16 protein-coding genes are annotated in these 16,822 nt (G+C 71.3%); 4 read left to right on the top strand and 12 right to left on the bottom strand.

Going from position 1 to position 16,822, the window contains the following annotated elements; genetic code table 11:
• Positions 1 to 20: 20 nt before the first annotated feature.
• The 3 genes from ASF38_RS14695 to ASF38_RS14685 all read right to left on the bottom strand — a co-directional run bounded on the left by ASF38_RS14695 (position 21) and on the right by ASF38_RS14685 (position 3,931).
• On the bottom strand, positions 21 to 2,273 hold the full coding sequence (locus ASF38_RS14695) for a polyribonucleotide nucleotidyltransferase (protein ID WP_055967446.1): 2,253 nt from the start codon (positions 2,271 to 2,273) through the stop codon (positions 21 to 23).
• A gap of 266 nt (positions 2,274 to 2,539) precedes the next feature.
• Positions 2,540 to 2,830: a 30S ribosomal protein S15 gene (rpsO, locus tag ASF38_RS14690; RefSeq protein WP_055967444.1), complete on the bottom strand. Its 291-nt coding sequence runs from the start codon at positions 2,828 to 2,830 to the stop codon at positions 2,540 to 2,542.
• Between the two features lie 126 nt (positions 2,831 to 2,956).
• Positions 2,957 to 3,931, bottom strand: a complete 975-nt coding sequence (locus tag ASF38_RS14685) for a bifunctional riboflavin kinase/FAD synthetase (protein ID WP_235497751.1) — start codon at positions 3,929 to 3,931, stop codon at positions 2,957 to 2,959.
• Positions 3,932 to 4,044: 113 nt separating this feature from the next.
• Here ASF38_RS14685 and ASF38_RS14680 point away from each other — a divergent pair, with 113 nt between their 5' ends.
• The 3 genes from ASF38_RS14680 to ASF38_RS14670 are packed head-to-tail and all read left to right on the top strand — an operon-like array spanning position 4,045 to position 6,497.
• The gene (locus ASF38_RS14680) at positions 4,045 to 4,344 is read left to right on the top strand and encodes a hypothetical protein (protein ID WP_056554203.1); all 300 of its coding nucleotides are present in this window, start codon (positions 4,045 to 4,047) and stop codon (positions 4,342 to 4,344) included.
• Between the two features lie 39 nt (positions 4,345 to 4,383).
• Positions 4,384 to 5,841: a cell wall metabolism sensor histidine kinase WalK gene (locus tag ASF38_RS14675; protein ID WP_056576939.1), complete on the top strand. Its 1,458-nt coding sequence runs from the start codon at positions 4,384 to 4,386 to the stop codon at positions 5,839 to 5,841.
• Positions 5,838 to 6,497: a response regulator transcription factor gene (locus ASF38_RS14670; RefSeq protein ID WP_055968550.1), complete on the top strand. Its 660-nt coding sequence runs from the start codon at positions 5,838 to 5,840 to the stop codon at positions 6,495 to 6,497. Before ASF38_RS14675 ends, ASF38_RS14670 begins: the two co-directional genes overlap by 4 nt.
• A 706-nt stretch (positions 6,498 to 7,203) precedes the next feature.
• On the opposite strand, the gene ASF38_RS14665 is transcribed toward ASF38_RS14670, so the two are convergent.
• The 9 genes from ASF38_RS14665 to rimP form a co-directional block, all read right to left on the bottom strand.
• Positions 7,204 to 8,058: a serine/threonine-protein kinase gene (locus ASF38_RS14665; RefSeq protein ID WP_056554197.1), complete on the bottom strand. Its 855-nt coding sequence runs from the start codon at positions 8,056 to 8,058 to the stop codon at positions 7,204 to 7,206.
• Positions 8,058 to 8,507, bottom strand: coding sequence for a hypothetical protein (locus ASF38_RS14660; RefSeq protein ID WP_055967432.1), 450 nt, complete (start codon positions 8,505 to 8,507; stop codon positions 8,058 to 8,060). Before ASF38_RS14660 ends, ASF38_RS14665 begins: the two co-directional genes overlap by 1 nt.
• Before the next feature lie 110 nt (positions 8,508 to 8,617).
• The gene (locus ASF38_RS14655; protein ID WP_056576936.1) at positions 8,618 to 9,850 is read right to left on the bottom strand and encodes a phosphatidylserine/phosphatidylglycerophosphate/cardiolipin synthase family protein; all 1,233 of its coding nucleotides are present in this window, start codon (positions 9,848 to 9,850) and stop codon (positions 8,618 to 8,620) included.
• Between the two features lie 50 nt (positions 9,851 to 9,900).
• Complete coding sequence (gene truB / locus ASF38_RS14650; protein ID WP_056576933.1) at positions 9,901 to 10,785, bottom strand: tRNA pseudouridine(55) synthase TruB; 885 nt, start codon at positions 10,783 to 10,785, stop codon at positions 9,901 to 9,903.
• Positions 10,782 to 11,234: a 30S ribosome-binding factor RbfA gene (gene rbfA / locus ASF38_RS14645; protein WP_056576930.1), complete on the bottom strand. Its 453-nt coding sequence runs from the start codon at positions 11,232 to 11,234 to the stop codon at positions 10,782 to 10,784. Before rbfA ends, truB begins: the two co-directional genes overlap by 4 nt.
• An 86-nt stretch (positions 11,235 to 11,320) precedes the next feature.
• Positions 11,321 to 14,083: a translation initiation factor IF-2 gene (gene infB, locus ASF38_RS14640; protein WP_055967420.1), complete on the bottom strand. Its 2,763-nt coding sequence runs from the start codon at positions 14,081 to 14,083 to the stop codon at positions 11,321 to 11,323.
• 146 nt (positions 14,084 to 14,229) lie between these two features.
• Positions 14,230 to 14,523 carry a YlxR family protein gene (locus ASF38_RS14635; protein ID WP_056576927.1) on the bottom strand — a complete coding sequence of 98 codons (294 nt, stop codon included), beginning with the start codon at positions 14,521 to 14,523 and terminating at the stop codon, positions 14,230 to 14,232.
• Positions 14,520 to 15,695 (bottom strand): transcription termination factor NusA, encoded by a 1,176-nt coding sequence (gene nusA / locus ASF38_RS14630; protein WP_056576924.1) that lies wholly within the window; start codon positions 15,693 to 15,695, stop codon positions 14,520 to 14,522. Before nusA ends, ASF38_RS14635 begins: the two co-directional genes overlap by 4 nt.
• Positions 15,695 to 16,252, bottom strand: coding sequence for a ribosome maturation factor RimP (gene rimP, locus ASF38_RS14625; RefSeq protein ID WP_082480782.1), 558 nt, complete (start codon positions 16,250 to 16,252; stop codon positions 15,695 to 15,697). Before rimP ends, nusA begins: the two co-directional genes overlap by 1 nt.
• Before the next feature lie 106 nt (positions 16,253 to 16,358).
• Between rimP and ASF38_RS14620 the strand changes: the two genes are divergently transcribed.
• On the top strand, positions 16,359 to 16,814 hold the full coding sequence (locus tag ASF38_RS14620; RefSeq protein WP_156366934.1) for a hypothetical protein: 456 nt from the start codon (positions 16,359 to 16,361) through the stop codon (positions 16,812 to 16,814).
• The last annotated feature ends 8 nt before the right edge of the window (positions 16,815 to 16,822 follow it).

Raw genomic sequence — 16,822 nt, 5'->3', positions numbered from 1 at the left:
GGCCTCGTGACGTGGACCGATCAGGCGTCCGTGGACTCCTCGGCGTCGGCCGGGGCCTCGTCGGTGGCGTCCTCGGGAGCTGCGTCCTCGGGGACGGGGATCAGCGAGATCTTGCCGCGGTCGCCGAGCTCGGCGATCTGGACCTGGATCTTCTGGCCCACCGAGACGACGTCCTCGACGTTGTTCACGCGCTGGCCGCCGTTGAGGTCGCGCAGCTTGCTGATGTGCAGCAGCCCGTCCTTGCCCGGCGAGAGCGCGATGAACGCACCGAAGTCGACCGTCTTGACGACGGTGCCGAGGTAGCGCTCGCCGACCTCGGGCATCGTCGGGTTGGCGATCGCGTTGATGGCGTCGCGCGCACGGTCGGCCGCACCGCCGGCCTCGCCGGCGATGTAGACGGTGCCGTCGTCCTCGATCGAGATCTTGGCGCCGGTGTCGTCCTGGATCTGGTTGATCATCTTGCCCTTCGGGCCGATGACCTCGCCGATCTTGTCGACCGGCACCTTCACCGTGATGATCTTCGGGGCGAACTCGCTCATCTCGTCGGGCGCGTCGATGGCCTCGGACATGACGTCGAGGATCGTCAGGCGCGCACCCTTGGCCTGCGTGAGGGCACCGGCGAGCACGTCGGCGGGGATGCCGTCGAGCTTGGTGTCCAGCTGCAGGGCCGTGATGAACTCGGGCGTGCCCGCGACCTTGAAGTCCATGTCGCCGTACGCGTCCTCGGCACCGAGGATGTCGGTGAGGGTGACGTACTCGGTGGCGCCGTCGACCTCACCGGAGATGAGGCCCATCGCGATGCCCGCGACCGGGGCGCGCAGCGGCACACCGGCGTTGAGCAGACCGAGCGTCGAGGCGCAGACCGAGCCCATCGACGTGGAGCCGTTCGAGCTCAGCGCCTCGGAGACCTGACGGATCGCGTAGGGGAACTCCTCCTTGGTGGGCAGGACCGGCAGGAGCGCGCGGCCGGCGAGCGCACCGTGGCCGATCTCGCGGCGCTTCGGCGAACCGACGCGGCCCGTCTCACCCGTGGAGAACGGGGGGAAGTTGTAGTTGTGCATGTACCGACGCGTGCTCTCGGGGCTCAGCGTGTCGAGCTTCTGCACCAGGTCGAGCATGTTCAGCGTGGTCACGCCCAGGATCTGGGTCTCGCCACGCTGGAACAGGGCCGAGCCGTGCACGCGCGGGATGACGCCGACCTCGGCCGACAGCTCACGGATGTCGGCGAGTCCACGACCGTCGATGCGCACCTTGTCGCGGAGCACACGCTGGCGGACGAGGCTCTTGGTGACGGCACGCAGCGCGGCACCGACCTCCTTCTCGCGACCCTCGAACTGCTCGCCGAGCTGGTCGAGCACGTCGGCCTTGATCTGGCTCTCGCGGTCCTCGCGATCGGCCTTGGAGGAGATCGTGAGGGCCTCGGCCAGCGGGCCGGAGGCGGCTGCGGCGACGGCGTCGTAGACGTCGTCCTGGAAGTCGAGGAAGACCGGGAAGTCCTGGACGGGCTTGGCCGCGGCCTCGGCGAGCTGCTGCTGCGCCTCGCACAGCTGGCGGATGAAGCCCTTGGCGGCGTCGAGGCCACCGGCCACGACCTCCTCGGTGGGCGCCTGGACACCGGACTGCACGAGGTCCCAGGTGTTCTCGGTGGACTCGGCCTCGACCATCATGATCGCGACGTCGCTGGAGCCGTCGGCCTGCGTGGCGATGCGGCCCGCGACGACCATGTCGAACACGGCGTCCTCGAGCTGGCTGTGCGTCGGGAAGGCGACCCACTGGCCGTCGATCAGGGCGACGCGGGTGGCGCCGATCGGACCGGAGAACGGCAGGCCCGAGATCTGCGTGGACGCGGAGGCGGCGTTGATGGCCAGCACGTCGTACGGGGTGTCGGGGTTCAGGGCCAGGACCGTGATGACGACCTGGACCTCGTTGCGCAGACCCTTCTTGAAGGTCGGCCGCAGCGGGCGGTCGATCAGGCGGCAGGTGAGGATCGCGTCCTCGCCCGGGCGGCCCTCACGACGGAAGAACGAGCCGGGGATGCGTCCCGCGGCGTACATCCGCTCCTCGACGTCGACCGTGAGGGGGAAGAAGTCGAAGTGGTCCTTGGGGTGCTTGCCGGCCGTGGTGGCCGAGAGCAGCATCGTGTCGTCGTCCAGGAACGCGGACACGGAGCCGGCGGCCTGGCGAGCGAGCTGACCCGTCTCGAAACGGATCGTGCGGGTACCGAAACGACCATTGTCGATGACGGTCTCGGTGGTGTGGATGGAGTCGGACATAGAAGTCCCTTCTCGCGACGGTCGTCGCGCGGTGGGACGAGCTCCGGACCTGCCGTGATGATGGCCTTCGGTCTTCGATCGAGGCCCGCGGCGCGGCGATCGCCGTCCCGAGGGCCACTACCGAGGACCGGACCCGACGTGGCGGCTCTCGTCCGTGGATGTGTCGATGTTCAGTTGTGGTGGGCGGTCGTCCAGGTCCTACGACCTGGGCGAGCCCGGATGCGGATCAGGCGGCCACCCCGACTGGGGAGACCGCCTGATCGAAGTCAGCGACGCAGACCGAGGCGCTCGATGAGCGAGCGGTAGCGCTCGATGTCCTTGGCCTGGAGGTAGTTGAGCAGCCGACGGCGCTGGCCGACGAGCAGCAGCAGGCCACGACGGCTGTGGTGGTCGTGCTTGTGCTCCTTCAGGTGCTCCGTCAGGTGCGAGATGCGCTCGGTGAGCAGCGCGACCTGGACCTCCGGGGAGCCGGTGTCGCCCTCGCTGCGGGCGTACTGCTTGATGATCTCGTCACGCGGCGTGCCGGCGACGGTGGGGGCAGCGGTCTTCTTCGACATTCTTCTCCTGGGAGGTCGTTGCACGGCGCTCCCGGGCATGTCCACCGGGGCTCTGATGATCCGTGGGCGTTGGTACGCCGCCTGCCAGGCTATCAGCGGGCGGCACCTCCAGGCGAATCGCCCGGGTCAGGACGGTCGAGCGAGCACGGCGCGGGCGGCGTCGACGTCGGCGTGCATCTGCTCGACGAGGGCGTCGACGCCCTCGTAGGCCACCATCGAGCGCAGTCGCTCGACCAGCTCCACCCGCACGGCGCGTCCGTAGAGGTCGAGGTCGTGCCCGTGGTCCATCACGTAGGACTCGACCCGCCGCTCGGTGCCGGCGAAGGTCGGGTTCGTCCCGATGGACACGGCGGCCGGGTAGGCGGCGTCGCCGGTGACGAGGCGACCGGCGTAGACCCCGTCGGGCGGGACGCAGTACCCGGCGTCGACCGGGACGTTGGCCGTGGGGAACCCGAGGTCTCGGCCACGGCGGTCACCGGGGACGACCACGCCGTCCACCTCGTGCGGGCGGCCGAGCACCGCTGCGGCCTCGGCGAGGCGGGCCTCGGCGACGAGACCCCGCACCCGCGTGGACGACCAGGTGCCGGATCCGTCGTCCCCCCGTGCCTCGGCGTCCCCCACGAGCGTGAGCGCGTCGGCCGAGCAGCCGTGCTCGGCGCACAGCTCGCGCAGCACCTCCGTGGTGCCGGCGGCCTTGGCGCCGAACGTGAAGTTCTCCCCGACCACCACGTGACGGGCCCGCAGCTGCTCGACCACCACGCGCTCGACGAACTCGCGAGGTGACCAGGAGGCCATCTCGCGGTCGAAGTCGAGGACGCGGACGTGGTCGGCCCCGCGCACGCCGGGCGCCGGCTCGAGCAACAGCTGCACGCGGCGCTCGAGCGACGTGAGACGGGCGGGGACCCGCTCGGGGGCGAAGACCGCGACCGGGTGCGGCTCGAAGGTCACGGCCACGACCGGCAGACCGTCGGCTACCTCGCGCGTCCGCTGCAGCAGCGCCTGGTGCCCTCGGTGGACGCCGTCGAACGTCCCGATGGTGACGGCGGAGTCCTCGGCGATCGGCGCGGTCGACGCCCCGCCCAGCTCTGTCCACGTGGCCACGCCAGAACTGTGCCACAGCGGCGCTCGCGGCACGCGTGCGCGGTGACGTTCGATGAGAGTTCTCTCATCGCCACCTCATCGTGGCGAGGTGCTCCGTGCGGCACAGTGTGCGCATGACGCGTTCCCGCCTCCTCGTCCCCCTCGTCGTGGGGGTCGCCGTCGTGCTGCTCGGCATCGTGGCGGCGCGCGTCGTGGCGCAGGACGACGCACCGGCCGGCGACTTCGCCCCCGTGACGGTGCCGACGACGACGAGCTCCACCCCGAGCCCCACCCCCACCCCGTCGCCGACCCCGTCGGCGGACGACGACGATGACGACGACGACTACGAGCGCGTCCCCCAGACACCGCGCCCCATCGACGATGATGACGACGACGATGACGACAGGGACGACCGGGACGACGATGACGACTGACCTCCCTCCCCGGCTCCGCCGTGGACGCAGGAGCGACCCGTGGACGTGAGCCGCAGCCCCCGCTACTCCGTCCGCCAACGTCTCACCGCCGCCGTCGCGCTCCTGACGGCGGCGGCCCTCGTCGCCGTCGGTGCCACGCTCTTCGTGCTCGAGTCGCGCCGCATCGACCGCGTGATCGACACCAGCCTGGCCCAGGAGGTCGGCGAGCTGCGTCGCCTCCAGGCCGAGGGAGTCGACCCGGAGACGGGCGAACGGTTCGCCGACCCCGACCGCCTGATCGCGTTCTTCCTGTCCCGCAACGTGCCCGACGCCGAGGAGAACCTCTGGCAGTTCCCCGTCACGGGCAAGCCCACGTTCGTCGGCGAGGGCCAACGGGCGCTGCGCACCTCGCCGCGCTTCCCGGCCCTGGTCGAGCGGCTCCAGACCGCAGGCGGCGTGGCCGACCTGACCGTCGCCGACCGCGACTACCGCGTGGCGGTCCAGCCGGTGGAGCAGGGATCCGAGCGCGCCTCCTTCGTCGTCTCGCACGACGTGAGCGAGTCGCGCAACCAGCTGGACGAGCTGATGGTCACCTACGCCCTGCTCAGTGCGCTGTCGGTGGTGCTGATCTCCGCGATCGCGTCGTGGCTCGCCGGCCGTCTCCTCTCCCCCGTGCGCCGGCTCCGTGAGACCGCGCAGGGGATCACCGAAGGTGACCTGAGCGGGCGGCTCGAGGTGAGCGGCAACGACGACCTGAGCGAGCTGCAGCGCACGTTCAACGACATGCTCGACCGCCTGGAGGAGGCGTTCGCCAGCCAGCGTCGGCTCCTCGACGACGCCGCGCACGAGCTGCGCACCCCGCTCACCGTCCTGCAGGGTCACCTGGAGGTCCTCGACCTCACCGACCCCGACGACGTGCGCACGACCCGCGTGCTGCTGCTCGACGAGATCGACCGGATGACCCGGCTGGTGAACGACCTCCTGCTGCTCGCCAAGGCCGAGCGTCCCGACTTCGTGCGGCTCGAGCGCACCGACGTCGAGGCCCTGACGGTCGGCGTGCTGGAGCGAGCCCGCGGGCTCGCGGAGCGCGCGTGGGTGCTCGACGGCGTCGCGCGCACGACGGTGGAGGTCGATCCGCAACGCATCACCCAGGCGCTGCTCCAGCTGGCGGACAATGCCGTCCGCCACACGGCCGCCGGTGACGAGATCGGCATCGGCTCGCGCCTGCACGAGGGGAACGTCGAGCTGTGGGTCCGCGACACGGGCTCCGGCGTCTCGCCCGCGCTGCGTGAGACGATCTTCGAGCGCTTCTCGCAGGGCGAGGACGAGCACGCCGGCTTCGGCCTCGGGCTCTCCATCGTCGCGGTGATCGCCCGGGCCCACGAGGGCCAGGTGGTGCTCGACGAACCCAGCACTGATGGGCCGAGAGCCGACGAGCACGGCACGAGCGACCATGGACCGACCAGTGGCACCGGCGCGACGTTCCGGCTGGTCGTCCCGGCAGGAGGACAGTGGTGAACCGGATCCTGGTGGTCGAGGACGAGGACCGCATCGCCTCGTTCGTCTCCAAGGGCCTCAAGGCCGAGGGGTTCACCCCCACGGTGGTCGCGGACGGCGTGAGCGGGCTCGACTACGCCCTCACCGGCCCGTTCGACCTGATGATCCTCGACATCGGCCTGCCCGGCCTGGACGGGTTCACCATCCTCGAGCGTGTGCAGGCCGAGCGCCCCGAGCTGCCGGTCATCGTGCTGACCGCCCGCGACTCGGTGACCGACACGGTCCAGGCGCTGGAGGGCGGCGCCGCCGACTACATGAGCAAGCCGTTCCGCTTCGCCGAGCTGCTGGCCCGTGTGCGGCTGCGGCTGCGCTCCCCCGCCCAGGCCGCCCCGGACGACGAGCTCGTGGCCGGCGACGTCCGGCTGGACCTGCGTCGGCGGCGGGCCTACGTCGGCGAGCGCGAGGTGGAGCTCTCGGCCCGCGAGCTCTCGCTGGCCGAGGTCCTCATGAGCCACCGTGGTCAGGTCCTGTCGCGTGAGCAGCTGCTCTCGCACGTGTGGGGCTACGACTTCGACCCCGGCTCCAACGTCGTGGACGTCTACGTCGGGTACCTGCGACGGAAGCTGGGTGCCGAGCTCGTCACCACCGTGCGGGGGCTGGGGTACCGAGTGGACTGAGGTCCTCCCGGCATGCTGCGTCGCCGTGGCTGGGTCTTTCCGTGCTGCTGCGTCGCTGCCGTGGGGCCTTCACGTGCTGCTGCGTCGCTGCCGTTGGGCCTTCACGTGCTGCTGCGTCGCTGCCGTTGGGCCTTCAGGTGCTGCTGCGTCGCTGTGGCTGCGAGTGGGCGTGGTCTCCGAAAGGGCCTCGACCGGACCGGGGGTCTGGGCTCGGCTGGGTCTGCGGGGCGCGGCCACGATTCTTCTTCTGTGCGGGATACGCGCACGATTCTTCCTTCGCGTGGACCGTGCCTCGTCAAGGAAGAATCACGGCGACGACATGACGTCCTCGAGGGCAGGAATTCTCCATCTGCGTTGAACGGTCCACGAGAAGGGAGAATCCTTGCCCACCCGCCGTGCACCGAAGCCCCGCGGACGCAGGATTCTGCCTTCGCGTGCAGGACCCCGAACGATGCTGCGTTCACGACGGGATCCGGACCGGAACGCAGCATCCTTCAAGCTCTCACGCTCCAACGCAGAACCTTGCGTCCCCCCGAGCCACGCTCCGAGAGCCCGGCCGACCCCGCACCCGACCGCCGGTCGAGGGCCCTTTCGGAGCGCAGGTCGACTCGCAGCCACAGCGACGCAGCAGCAAGGAACGACCCAGCCACAGCGACGCAACCGCAGGTCGAGACCCGGACAGACGGCTACGCAACGACGAAGAGGCTCAGCGCTTCAGCGTGAACCCCGACAACCGGGCGCTGGGCAGGCCGGCGATCATCGGCTCGAGGTCGTGCGCGATCTGCGTCGGCGTGGGACGCGCCGCCGGGTCGGGGTCGAGGCAGCGGTTGATGAGGTCGGCGGCGCCCGGGTGCACGTGGGCGGGAAGCGGCTTCGGCTCGTCCTGCAGCTGGGCCCAGCGCGGGTCGCGGTCGAAGGCGCGGAAGCCGGCCGCGGCGCGGAACAACGTCGCGCCGAGGCCCCAGACGTCGGCCGCGGGACCGACGGTGCCGCGCTCCCCCGGCAGGCACTGCTCGGGGGCCATGTACTCGTCGCTGCCGACCGCGTGGTCGAGGGCGGCGGCCTCGGAGGCGTCCAGGGCGACGGACAGGTCGATCAGCTGGGCCGGCGAGCCCATGATGACGTTGCTCGGCTTGATGTCGAGGTGGAGGACGTCCTCACCGTGCAGGTAGTGCAGCACCGACGCGAGCTCGAGCGCCAGCGGCAGCAGCTGGTGCTCGGGGACCGCACCGTGCTTGCCGATCAGGCGCGAGAGATTGGGACCGTCCACGTGCTCCAGCACGAAGTACGGGCGCTCGGCTTCGTCGTCGTAGGAGAAGACCCGCGTGATGCCCGGGTGCGCCAGCCGCGACAGCAGCCCGATCTCGCGGTCGAAGCCGGCGCGCGAGGCGGGGTCCTCCACGTGGCCGGGCCGCAGCACCTTGACGACCACGGGGGCGTGCAGGCGCTCGTCGAAGGCGAGCCACGCCTCGTAGACGGTGCCTCCCCCGAGGTCCTTCACGGCCGTGAGGCCGGGGGCGATCTCGTCGCCCCCGGCCAGGCCCCAGCGGTCGTCGGACATCAGCTGTTCGTGTCGTTCGTCGGGGCGGTGTTCTTGGTCGGGGCGCTCGGCGCGGTGTTCTTCGTGGGCGCCGACTGGACCGTCTTGGCGGTGTTCTTGGTGGGAGCCGACTGCACCGTCTTGGCCGTGTTCTTCGTCGGCGCGGTGTTCTTGGTCTGCGCCGTGTTCTTGGTGTTGGCCGTGGGGGCCGTGTTCCGGGTCTGCGCGGTCTGAGCCGTGTTGGCCGTCTGCGCGGTCACCTGCGTGTTGAGGTCGTCGTCGCGGCCGTCGCGGTCGTCGTCATCGTCGTCGGCGGCCGGCACCGTCCACGAGGTGCTGGTGTCCTCGCGCTTGAGGGCGGGGTCGCGGTCGGTGTCGTCGGCGTTGGCCGCCGACAGGGCGAACCCGGCGGTGCCGAGGGCGAGGGTGCCGGCGACGGCGGCGATTCCGGTGCGGACTGAGAGCTTCATGGTTCCTCCTGGTGTCGATGTGATGCCCTCACTCTCGCCAGCGCCCGTGAGCCCTCCGTGAGACCCCGATGAGAGGACTCTCATGCGCGGGTCCGCACCGGTCACGCACCTCAGAGCAGGGGTCGCAGCGGGGTGAGCAGCAGCTCGCACGCCCGGGCCACGAACGGCCGCGACTGCCACTGCTCGAGGGTGAGCTCGCGGCAGTTCTCCAGGTCCGTCTCGAAGACCCGCTCGAGATGCTCGGCGAGGTTCGGGTCGATCACCTCGAGGTTGATCTCGTAGTTGCCCGTGAGGCTCAGTCGGTCGATGTTGGCGGTGCCGACCGTCGACCAGTGGCCGTCGATCGTCATGGTCTTCGCGTGCACCATCGCGTCCTGGTACAGCTGGATCCGCACGCCGTGCCTCAACAGCTCGCCGTAGAACCCGCGCGACAGCCAGTCCGCCACGACGTGGTTGCTGATCTCGGGCACGATGATCGTCACCTCGACGCCCCGTGACCGCGCGTCGAGGAGCGCCCGCAGGATGTCGTGGTCGGGGATGAAGTAGGCCGCCGTGATGTGCACGTGGTGCCGCGCACGGTCGATCGCCTCCAGGTACATCCCGCGGATCGGGAACACCAGCTGCTGCGGGACGTTGCGGTGGGCCCGCACCGTCGGCTCCCAGCTGGCCTCGCCCAGGGGCTCGATCCGCACCGGGTGGCGGTCGTTCCAGAAGTCGATGAACGCGTTGTCGAGGTCCCACACCGCGGCGCCCTCGACCTTCAGGTGCGTGTCGCGCCACTGCGTCGCGTAGAGCGACCCGACGTTGTAGCCGCCCACGAAGCCGACCTTGTCGTCGACGACCAGGATCTTGCGGTGGTCACGCCCCCACCGGCGCGGGTTGAAGGGTTGCAGCCCGGAGTTCAGGACGGGGAACCGCAGCACGTGCACGCTCGGCGGGAAGCGCAGGAAGGACCGCGGCACGACGAGGTTGGCGAACCCGTCGTAGATCACGTGCACGTGGACGCCTCGTTCGGCAGCGGCCACGAGCTCCCGCTTGAACTCGGCACCGACCTCGTCGGCCTTGAGGATGAAGGTCTCGAAGAGCACACGGGTCCGGGCGCCACGGATGGCCGCCAGCATGTCGGCGTAGAGGTCCTCGCCGTAGGTGTACGTGGTGGCGTGGTTCTCCTGCCCGACGGGCAGCGTCAGCGGCGCGACGGTCGGGAAGGGCTTCTGCCCGCCGGCGCGCAGGATCTTGCGCACCTTGGTCGTGAGCATCAGGCCCGAGACGATCCCGACGACGGAGAGGAACCAGGTCTGCAGGGGGCGCCAGAGGAGACCTCGGGTCGAGATGCGAGCCACGGCGTCACCCTAGGACATCGTGCGACCGACACGTCCTCGTTCGGTGCCGCTCACACGAAGACGGCGACCGCCCGGGCGTCGGGGCCGCGCTGCTCGTAGAGCGCGAGGAAGGCTCCGTCGGGCGCGAACAGCGCCACCGGGCCGTCGTGACCGAGAGCGGTGCCGGTGAGCGCGCGCCCGAACCGCACCTCCTGAGCGGCGGACTCGTCGAGGTCGATCGACACGAACGCCGCCCGCGCCGCGGCGTCGAGATCCACGTGGGTCCACGAACGCTCGAGCTCCTCGAGCGTGCTGGCGACGTCGAGGCCGAAGCCGCCCACCCGGGTGCGCCGCAGCATGGTCAGGTGGCCGCCCACCCCGAGCGAGGCGCCGAGGTCGCGTGCGAGCGCGCGGACGTAGGTGCCGCTGGAGCACACGACCCGGGCGTCGACGTCGACCACGGGGGTGCCGTCGACGTCCACGTGGCGCACGTCGGTGACCTCGAAGGTCGAGACCGTCACCGGCCGCGCCGCCAGCTGGACGTCCTCGCCGGCCCGGACCCGCGCGTAGGACCGCTTGCCGTCGACCTTGATGGCCGAGACCGCGGTCGGCACCTGCTCGATGTCGCCGGTCAGCGGCAGCACCGCGGCCCGGACGTCGGCCTCGCCGATGCCGGAGGCGTCGACCTGCTCGAGCAGGTCCCCCTCGGCGTCGTCGGTCACGGTGGTCTGCCCCAGCCGCATCGTGGCGAGGTACTCCTTGTCGGCCAGCTGCAGGTGGCCGAGCAGCCGCGTCGCACGTCCGACCCCGAGCACGAGCACACCCGTGGCCATCGGGTCGAGCGTCCCGGCGTGACCGACCTTGCGCGTCCCGGCCAGGCGTCGGGTGCGCGCGACGACGTCGTGCGACGTCCAGCCTGCGGGCTTGTCGACGACGACCAGCCCCACGGGGCTCATGCGCGTCCGTCGTCCTCGTCGGACGACTCGTCCGTGCGGGGCTGCTTGTACGGGTCGGGGTCGCCGGCGTACTGCGCGCCGGCCGACTCCGCGGCCACGCGCTCGTCGATCTCGCGCGCCCTGGCCAGCAGGTCCTCGATCTGGCGTGCCGTCTCGGGCACCGCGTCGAGGAAGAACTCGAGCGTGGGCGTGTGCCGCGTCCCGAGCTGCTTGCCGACCTCGGCCCGCAGGAGCCCGGTGGCGCTGCGGAGCGCGGCGCCGGTGTCGGCGATGGCCCGCTCGTCACCCATGACGGTGTAGAACACCGAGGCGTTCTGGTTGTCACCGGTGAGCCGGACGTCGGTGATGGTCACGAAGCCGAGACGCGGATCCTTGACCCGACGCTCGAGCATCTGGGCGATGATCACCTTGATGCGGTCAGCGAGCTGCTGGGTGCGCTGTCCGGCCATGATTCCTCCTCGTCCGGCACCCTCGTGCCGGGTCAGTACAGGTGCTGGGTCGGGCCCGACGGGTGTCGGGCCCGACCCGGGTCACCTCAGGCGCGCGGCTTCTCGCGCAGCTCGAACATCTCCACGACGTCGTCGATCTTGATGTCGCCGTAGCCACGGAGCACCAGACCGCACTCGAAGCCCTCGCGGACCTCGGACACGTCGTCCTTCTCGCGCCGCAGGCTCGAGAGGTCGAGGTTGTCGGCCACCACGGCACCGTCGCGCAGCAGGCGAGCCTTGGCGTTGCGCCGCAGCGTGCCGCTCGTGACCATGCAGCCGGCGATGTTGCCGATCTTGGACGAGCGGAAGATCTCGCGGATCTGCGCCGTGCCCAGCTGGACCTCTTCGAACTCGGGCTTGAGCATGCCCTTGAGGGCCGCCTCGATCTCGTCGATCGCCTGGTAGATCACCGAGTAGTACTTGATCTCGACGCCCTCGCGGTCAGCGAGCTCGGTGGCCTTGCCCTGCGGCCGGACGTTGAAGCCGATGATGACGGCGTTCGACGCGGCAGCCAGGTTGACGTCGGTCTCGGTGATCGCACCGACGCCGCGGTCGATGACCCGCAGGTCGACCTCCTCGCCGACGTCGATGTTGGCGAGCGCGTCCTCGAGCGCCTCGACCGAGCCAGAGCCGTCACCCTTCAGAATGAGCAGCAGCTCGTCGGTCTCGCCCTTCTCCATCGAGGACATGAAGTCCTCGAGGGTCCGGCGACCACTGCGCTTGGCGAGCAGTGCGTTGCGCTCGCGCGCCTCGCGCTTCTCGGCCACCTGGCGAGCCAGGCGGTCGTCGGCGACGACCATGAAGTTGTCGCCGGCGCCGGGAACGGCGGTGAGGCCGAGCACGAGCGCGGGACGCGACGGCGTGGCCTCCTCGATGTTCTCGCCGTGCTCGTCGAGCATCGCGCGGACACGACCGAAGGCCGGTCCGGCGACGAGCGAGTCGCCGACGCGCAGGGTGCCGCGGTGCACCAGCACCGTGGCGACCGGGCCGCGACCGCGGTCCAGGTGCGCCTCGATGACCAGGCCCTCGGCGTTCTGCGTCGGGTTGGCGCGCAGGTCGAGCTCGGCGTCCGCCGTCAGCACGACGGCGGCGAGCAGGTCCTCCAGGCCCGTCCCGGCCTTGGCCGAGACGTCGACGAACATCGTGTCGCCGCCGTACTCCTCGGGCACGAGTCCGTACTCGGTGAGCTGGCCGCGAGCCTTGGTCGGATCGGCGTCGGGCTTGTCGATCTTGTTGACCGCGACGACGATCGGCACGCCGGCCGCCTTCGCGTGGTTGAGCGCCTCGACCGTCTGCGGCATGACGCCGTCGTCGGCCGCGACCACGAGGATCGCGATGTCGGTCGCCTGCGCACCACGGGCACGCATGGCCGTGAAGGCCTCGTGACCGGGGGTGTCGATCAGGGTGATGCGACGCTCGTCGCCGTCGACCTCGGTGGCGACCTGGTAGGCGCCGATGGTCTGCGTGATGCCACCGGCCTCCTTGTCGACGACGTTGCTGGAGCGCAGCGCGTCGAGGAGCTTGGTCTTGCCGTGGTCGACGTGACCCATGACCGTGACGACCGGCGGCCGCGCGATGAGGTCGTCGTCGTCGCCCTCGTTCTCGCCGAACTCCAGCGAGAACGACTCGAGCAGCTCGCGGTCCTCGTCCTCGGGCGAGATGACCTCGACCGTGTAGTTGAGCTCCTCGCCGAGCAGCTGCAGCGTCTCGTCGTTGGCCGACTGGGTGGCCGTGACGACCTCGCCCAGGTGGAACAGCACCTCGACGAGCGATGCCGCGTCGACGCCGATCTTGTCGGCGAAGTCGCTCAGCGACGAACCGCGGGTGAGACGGATCGTCTCGCCGTTGCCCTTGCGCACACGCACGCCGCCGATGGCGGGCGCCTGCATCTGGTCGAATTCCTGACGCTTCGCGCGCTTGCTCTTGCGTCCACGTCGGACCGGGCCACCGGCGCGACCGAACGCGCCCTGCGTGCCACCGCGGCCACCGGGACGGTTGCCGCCGGGACGACCGCCGGGGCCACCGAAGCCGCCACCGCCGCCGGGACGACCGGCGAAGCCGCCGCCACCGCCACCGCCGGGACGACCGCCGGGAGCGCCGCCGCCACCGGGTCGGCCACCGGGACCGCCGGGACGGCCGCCGGGGCCGCCACGGCCACCGGGGCCGGGACGGGAGCCGGCCAGACCGGACTGCTTGGGCATCATGGCCGGGTTGGGACGCGGCATGCCCGGGCGACCGCCCGGCGCAGGAGCCGCTCCACCCTCACGGGCGGCCGGCGGGCGCGGGGGACGGTCCTGCTGCATGCCCTGGCGCGACGAGAACGGATTGTTGCCCGGGCGGGCACCGCCACCGCGCGGTCCCGGACGGGGTCCGGGAGCGGCCGGCTTCGGGCCGGGCTGCGCCGCAGGTGCCTCCGGAGCGGCCTCGGCCGCCGGGGCCTCCGGCTCGGCCGGACGACGCGGACCGGGACGCGGGCCGGGTGCCGGCGCGGCCTTGGGCGCCGCAGGGGCAGGAGCCTCCGCGGCGGGCTCGGCCGCAGCGGGCTGCTCGACGGGCGCGGGGGCCTCGGGAGCCTTGGCCTCGGCCTGGGCCGGTGCCTCCGGCTTGGCCGCAGGCGCCTTCTTGGCAGCCTTCTTCGCACCCTTGTCGCGCAGGGTGTCGCCGTGCTCCTCCTTGAGGCGGCGGACGACCGGCGCCTCGACGGTGGACGACGCGGACTTCACGTACTCACCCATGTCCTTCAACGTGGACAGGATGTCCTTGCTCTGGACTCCGAGCTCTCGTGCGAGCTCGTGGACTCTGACAGCCACTGTTCTCCTTCAGGGGGGTCCGCCCGCCCTGAAGAGAGGTGCGGACCCTAGTTGACGTGCAGGCTCATCGGTTGGTTCTCATCGAGAGCTCATGAGCGGTTGCTCCGTTTTCGGGTCGTGGGGCCGGGTGGCCCCCTGGATCGGTGTCACTGGTGCATGGTGCGGTCGGCGACGGCGTCGAGCGGCGTCAGGTCGAGTGGTCCCTCCAGACGGAGGGCCCGGCCGAACGCCTTGCGGCGACGTGCCAGCTCCAGGCACCGAGGGTCGGGGTGCAGGTGCGCCCCTCGCCCCGGCATGGACCGCCGTGGATCGGGCGTGACGACCGTGGTCGTCTCCCCCGGGACCGCGACGAGTCGCACCAGAGCGGTCACTGCGTCGCGCGACCGGCAGCCGATGCACGTGCGAGTGACCAGAGTCGAGTCTACCCCGTCCGCGCTCATGCTCCGTTCTCGGGCCTCGACGCACCGGACGGGCGCGCTGGCCCCCCGGCCACGGAGGGGTCCTCGGTGTCGGACCGGATGTCGATGCGCCAGCCCGTGAGCTTCGCGGCGAGGCGGGCGTTCTGGCCCTCCTTGCCGATCGCGAGGGAGAGCTGGAAGTCGGGAACGACCACCCTCGCCGCACGAGCCTGCTCGTCGACCACCGTCACCTGCTTGACGCGCGACGGCGAGAGTGCGTGACCGATGTACGCAGCCGGCTCGTCGCTGTAGTCGACGATGTCGATCTTCTCGCCGTGCAGCTCGTGCATGACGTTGCGGACGCGCTGGCCCATCGGTCCGATGCAGGCGCCCTTGGCGTTGACCCCGGCCGCCTTGGCGCGCACGGCGATCTTCGTGCGATGTCCGGCCTCACGGGCCACGCCCATGATCTCGACCGCACCGTCGGCGATCTCGGGCACCTCCAGCGCGAACAGCAGGCGCACCAGGTTCGGGTGCGTGCGCGAGACCTTGACCCGCGGCCCACGCATGCCCTTCTCGACCTCGTACACGTAGGCCTTGATGCGCTCGCCGTGGGCGTACTTCTCCTCCGCCACGCGCTCGGACGCCGGCAGCAGCGCCTCGACACGGCCCAGGTCGATCATGACGTCGCCGGGCCGGCTGCCCTGCTGGATGACGCCGGAGACGATGTCGCCGACCTTGCCGGAGAACTCGCCGAACTTCTGCTCGTCCTCCGCGTCACGCAGACGCTGCATGATCAGCTGGCGCGCCACTGCGGCGGCGAACCGGCCGAAGTCTTCGGGGGTGTCGTCGAACTCCTCGGAGAACCGTGGCGGGGCCGGGGCGGTGGTGGGAGCGGGGGCCGGCTGGGCAGCGACGGTCCCGTCCGTGTCGGCCGCTGCGTCCTCGGCCGCGCCCTCCTGCCCGGTCTCCGTCGAGGTCCCAGCGTCGGGCGCGGTCTCGGGCTGAGCCTGCGGCTCGGGCTCGAGTCGCTCCTTCGCCCACACGGTGACGTGGCCGCTCGCGCGGTCGAGCACGACCCGCGCGTGGGAGTGGGCGTAGGGCGTCTTGTGGTAGGCCGACAGCAGCGCTGTCTCGATGGCCTCGACGACCACCTCGAAGGAGATGTCCTTCTCGCGTTCCAGCGCACGCAGTGCGCTCATGTCGATGTCCATCAGGAGTCCTTCTCGCGGTTCCGGTCGGTGGGGCGTGACGTGCCGGGCCGGCCCTGCACCGGCCGTCGGGGCTGCTTGGAGCGACCCGTCGTGGGGGCCTTGGGGGCACCCAGCTCCGGCGTCACGAGGGCACGGGCGACCTCGGAGTACTCCAGACGGCGCTGCTGGCCCTTGACGGTGAGCTCGACGCCCGTGTCGTCGCTGCCCACGACACGCCCCGTGACGGAGGGACCGTCGTGAAGCGTCACCGCCACCAGCCGGCCGACGTTGCGCCGCCAGTGCCGGGGCTCGGTCAGAGGGCGGTCGAGGCCACGGGAGGTGACCTCCAGCGTGTAGGGCTCCTCGCCCATGGCGCTGCCCTCGTCGAGAGCGGCGGACACGACGCGCGTGGCGTCGGTGATGAGGTCGATCGGGACGCCACCGTCGGCGTCGACCGCGATCCTCAGGAGGCGCTTGGACCCCGAGCGGGACAGCTCCACCGCCTCCAGGTCCAGTCCGAGCGGCGTCAGCGCGCCTCGGACCTCGTCCTCCACGCGGTCGGCCTGCGGGTCCGCCATCTCGAGCAGCCTCCTGTGTTCTGTTGTCGACACGTCACGTGCGGCGAGCCGAGGGGACGGCCTGCCGCAGGCGACCACTCTAGCGGTCACGGACTAGGCTGCCGTGGTGGTCAGCCGTCGCGTCGTCGTGGGGTCCGGGCTCGCCGTCGTCGCGGCCGGGGCGGGCCTGCACGTGGCCGGACGCGACGACGACCTGCTGCGTGCACTCGGCGCCCGCCCGCACCCGATCCCGGACGCGTCGGACACCGCGCTGCTGCGGACGGCGGCCTCCGAGCAGGTCTCGCTGGTGAGCGCCGTCGAGCAGCTCGGCGGCGCCGACGAGACCCTGGTGGACGTGCTGCGCGAGCAGCTGGAGGCGCTGGGTGGCCCTCCGGGCGGCTCCACTCCCCCGGCCTCGGAGATCACCGGCGGCGGCGCCGCCGTGGCGCGTGCCGTCGCGGCCGCCGCGCGACGCCGCGAGTCCGACGCGTTGACGGCGGTCTCCCCCGACCTCGCGCGGGTGCTGGCGTCCTTGGCCGCCGGCCAGGCCCAGGTCGCCCGGACGCTCGGACGTCGGGGCTGAGGGCGCGA

Source organism: Aeromicrobium sp. Leaf272 (genome assembly GCF_001422865.1).
Classification (GTDB): domain Bacteria; phylum Actinomycetota; class Actinomycetes; order Propionibacteriales; family Nocardioidaceae; genus Aeromicrobium.
Note: the sequence above shows the minus strand (reverse complement) of the source record. Positions and strands in the feature narration are given on the sequence as shown.

Excerpts from the sequence above, each read along its gene's own strand:
- rimP (WP_082480782.1), bottom strand. The coding sequence starts at position 16,252 with ATGGCGGACCCGCAGGCCGACCGCGTGGAGGACGAGGTCCGAGGCGCG.
- ASF38_RS14660 (WP_055967432.1), bottom strand. The coding sequence starts at position 8,507 with ATGAAGCTCTCAGTCCGCACCGGAATCGCCGCCGTCGCCGGCACCCTC.
- ASF38_RS14665 (WP_056554197.1), bottom strand. The coding sequence starts at position 8,058 with ATGTCCGACGACCGCTGGGGCCTGGCCGGGGGCGACGAGATCGCCCCC.
- rbfA (WP_056576930.1), bottom strand. The coding sequence starts at position 11,234 with ATGGCCGGACAGCGCACCCAGCAGCTCGCTGACCGCATCAAGGTGATC.
- nusA (WP_056576924.1), bottom strand. The coding sequence starts at position 15,695 with ATGGACATCGACATGAGCGCACTGCGTGCGCTGGAACGCGAGAAGGAC.
- rpsO (WP_055967444.1), bottom strand. The coding sequence starts at position 2,830 with ATGTCGAAGAAGACCGCTGCCCCCACCGTCGCCGGCACGCCGCGTGAC.
- truB (WP_056576933.1), bottom strand. The coding sequence starts at position 10,785 with ATGAGCCCCGTGGGGCTGGTCGTCGTCGACAAGCCCGCAGGCTGGACG.
- ASF38_RS14695 (WP_055967446.1), bottom strand. The coding sequence starts at position 2,273 with ATGTCCGACTCCATCCACACCACCGAGACCGTCATCGACAATGGTCGT.
- ASF38_RS14635 (WP_056576927.1), bottom strand. The coding sequence starts at position 14,523 with ATGAGCGCGGACGGGGTAGACTCGACTCTGGTCACTCGCACGTGCATC.
- ASF38_RS14680 (WP_056554203.1), top strand. The coding sequence starts at position 4,045 with ATGACGCGTTCCCGCCTCCTCGTCCCCCTCGTCGTGGGGGTCGCCGTC.